The organism is Paenibacillus sp. 01T422, from assembly GCF_056398785.1.
The window spans coordinates 1-3,586 of record NZ_JBFTQB010000685.1 but is presented as its reverse complement, the minus strand read 5'-3'; the positions used below and the strand labels follow the sequence as shown (position 1 = coordinate 3,586).

General features: G+C 43.1%; 2 protein-coding genes. Both read right to left on the bottom strand.

The annotated features are described in order from the left end of the window. Window positions 1–1,523 (bottom strand): S-layer homology domain-containing protein (locus AC1DUA_RS28895; protein ID WP_477503037.1); only part of this gene is annotated, 1,523 nt, incomplete at its 3' end. A gap of 106 nt (window positions 1,524–1,629) precedes the next feature. Continuing rightward, window positions 1,630–3,586 (bottom strand): S-layer homology domain-containing protein (locus tag AC1DUA_RS28890; protein WP_477503036.1); only part of this gene is annotated, 1,957 nt, incomplete at its 5' end.

Below are 3,586 nucleotides of genomic sequence, written 5' to 3'. Positions count from 1 at the left end.
TTGTAAGAAAAAGCTAGACTTGCTCTTGCCCATTCTGCCGTATTCATATAATCCGTAAACTGAGCAAGCATATCTCGTATTTCGATATCCTGTACATTCGTATCCATGCCACTTAGTTTGGCTGCACGGGCAACCATCACAGCGGCTTCCTGCCGGGTAATCGTTTGTTCAGGTGTAAATGTATCCGCTGAAGTACCTTGGATAAGGTTATAGGTGTAAGCCGTGCCTACATAAGGTGCATACCAGCTGTCCGCAGAGACATCTTTGAAAACATCCGCTGCCTTTGGTGTCAGGCCAAGACTTCTCGTTACGATGGCAGCAAATTCAGCTCTTGTCATCGTTCGATCCGGTGCAAATTGGGTGTCAGATATGCCGTTAAGGATACTTCTGGCAGCCATCGCTTCTATGGACTTCTGATTCATATGGCCTTGAATATCAGTAAAAGTTCTACCAAGATTAACGATGACGCTCGGCTTAACATCTTTATTTTTATCAGGCAATCCTCCGTTTTGCGGCGTCATGGTTTCGCTGCCTGAATCCGTCTGGGAACCCTTTTTTACATCTACCATGTTGTAGAGACTAGTTTTCCCTTCATCTACTCTTTGTACGTTGACCAATGTATAAAATGCCTGCTCCGTAGACATCAGATTTTCACCGCTGCCGTCAGCTGAATGTAGAAATCCCTGTCCCTCTCGATAATAACTTAATAGGTTGTCGATGAGATTATGACCATTTTTAGTAAACCTTGAATCCTTAGGATCGATGCTAAGCTCACATAAAGCCATGAGAACTTGCGCCGTGCTTTCCAAATTATCCGTCCCCCAGCTAGCATAACCCCCAGCGCTATTCTGCGATTTGGATAGGGCATCAACGGCCTTAGCTGTTGCTGCTTTCACGTTTTCCTTACTCTGATACTTCGCGAGAGCCTGCAAAGCCATCCCTGTCACATCAGGGTCAGCTTGGTTACCAGATAAAGCAAATCCCCCGTCTGCCAGCTGCCTTGCCAGTATTTCGTCGACATACATTTCTCTTGTCGCTTGCGTCTTCGCATTTTTGTTAATAGGTATATCATATTTACCTGAGTCCAAGGCAATAAGGGCGAAAATCGGGCCGTTAATGCCCTGCCATATCGTTTTTTCGAAATCCCCTAAAGGCTCTAGCAGATTATAGCCTGCTACATTTGAGGGATCTTTGCCTATAGCGGTTAATGATAGAATCACTCTCGAATACTCCGTGTATTTCTTGTCATGCAAAACGCCGCCAAGCTCTTTGACATACTTTTCTACACCTTTGTAATAATTGTCATAATAAGTCTGCGGTATAGAATTTCCTGATCGCGCAAGCCCGATAACTGCCCATTCTCCGCCTATAGAACCTACCTGTGGTTCTGAAACGGTCTTGGTAAGATACGAGGCTGTGTTAGAAATGGCTTGAGAAATTTCTGTTTTATCCGCTGCAAAAACTTGAATCGTGCTGCTTACATAGAGACAAAGAATAAGCAGCAGAGCTGAAAGCTTCTTCATTGTTTTCAATATTCTCCCCCCAAAATACTTCATAATTAAATATTGGAGAAGGAGCAGAAATTGTTCTGCTCCTTCTCCATGAATTCTGCAAGCCTATAATTGCGAACTATCTTTTTTTATAAGCTCTCATAGCAACGACAATAGCCATTTCTCTTGTTACTTCTTCACCTGGCTGGAATCGGTTATTCCAACCCGTCATTAGCTCGCCAGCCATAATGGTCTGAACGCTGGATTGTGCCCAATCAGATACTAGATCCATATCTTCAATATCAGTAGTCTGATCTACTTTAGGAAGAGTTAGCGCATTGGCGATGATTACAGCCATTTGTTCACGTGTAAGCTTCTCATTTGGATAGAAATGCTCAGCGTCATACCCAGAGATAATGCCAGCTTGATAAGCCGTATTTACGTAAGGATAGTACCAATCATTCTGAGCAACATCTTGGAAATGAATTGCATTCTCTTTCTTCACCTCTAAACCAAGTACATTGACCAGGATTTTGGTGAATTCTGCTCTCGTAATTGCAGCTTGTGGGGAGAATTTGCCTCCATTGCCTTCAACAAATTTTTTCTGTGATGCCTCACTGATTGCGTCAATGGCCCAAGGTGAGACGGAATTTGAATCTGTATAAAGTTTCTTCCAATCAAATACCGGTGTCGTTTCGGCTTCCTTAGCACCCACCGTGTAAGATAGGAAACTCGTGAAATGGTTCGTTCTAATGATCAAATCATTATCTTTCACGTACGCGTAGGTAATCTTCTCTTTGCCTTTTGTTGCTTCCATGCCTTGAGTGTCCGACTCATAGATCTCGATTGGTGTAAACGTCGTTCCTTCGATGAATCCGGCAAGTTGATTTTTACCACCTGCTACTACAAAAGTGAGTGGTTTATCAAACAACACGGATTCATTCCCATTCCCCATAGCAAAAGCATGGATGAGTTTCAGCACATTTTTGCCGATATCCTTCATGCTACCTTGAACTAGCTTCTGGAGATTGGCATCCTCGAGTTTTAATGAAGTCATGACTTCAATATTCGTATTCCCCGTTTTCAAAGCCGTTCCTTTATCAATAGTAAGGGAGATATCCCCTTTTACCGCTTTGATCAATGGAATACTGTCTTTAACAGCCTCTAAACTAAAAAATACTTTGTGATTCACATTAGGGATGTTTACCGTGATTAGCTCTTTGTTTTTCAGGTCATCCRAAATATTTAACGTGTAATCTTGTGCAAGATCCGAAGGAATGTTAATGATCGGCTTCTGCCCTGTCGGAATACCAACGATTGGACCTCCCGCTGACTTCTCGCCTACATCATTTCCAAGATCCGTTGTATAACGCCACTGCACATTATCCCCATTTTTAAGCACGTACGAGCTTGCCCCGTATCCTGGATAGGCTCCGTTCACATTGTACATCCATCCACTTTTGCTGCCGTGATCGAATTCGCCATCCCCGTCAATCGATTGAACATATATGCTGCCGTAATCTTCATTCCATATAGCGCTGTAGTTGATTCCACGTGTTTCGAGAATTCTTTTTAATATACTCCAAGCCGTGTCATCAGTCTTCAATTCTACGCTAGTTTCAGAAACGACATAACCTTTGTTAATTGTAAGTTTATCTACTGAAAACGTTACATGCTGTGTTGCTGGCGGAGTAGTGCCCCCACCGCCATTCCCTGGACCAGTAGTAACATCGCTCGTAGTAAAAGCGACAAAGTCTGTAAAATGCTTCGTTTTAATGATAAGGTCACTACCACTATCGTATGCATACTCGTTTTTACCGCTAGCCAATCCCTCAGCGTCGCTCGAAAACCTCTGGATTGATTTCGTTGATCCATTCTGAATATAAGCAGCTTCTTTCCCTTTCATGCCCGCTATAACCAGAGTTACAAATTGATCAAATTCTATGCGATCATTGCCCCCGAGGGTAATCGCATGATACACCGTATCGAGCTTCTTCCCGCTGGAAATTACCGCATTCAAAGCATTTTTCAATGTAGCATCCGATGTATCATTGGTAGTAATCAGTTCCAATGCGGATGATTGACCGCTGGTAATC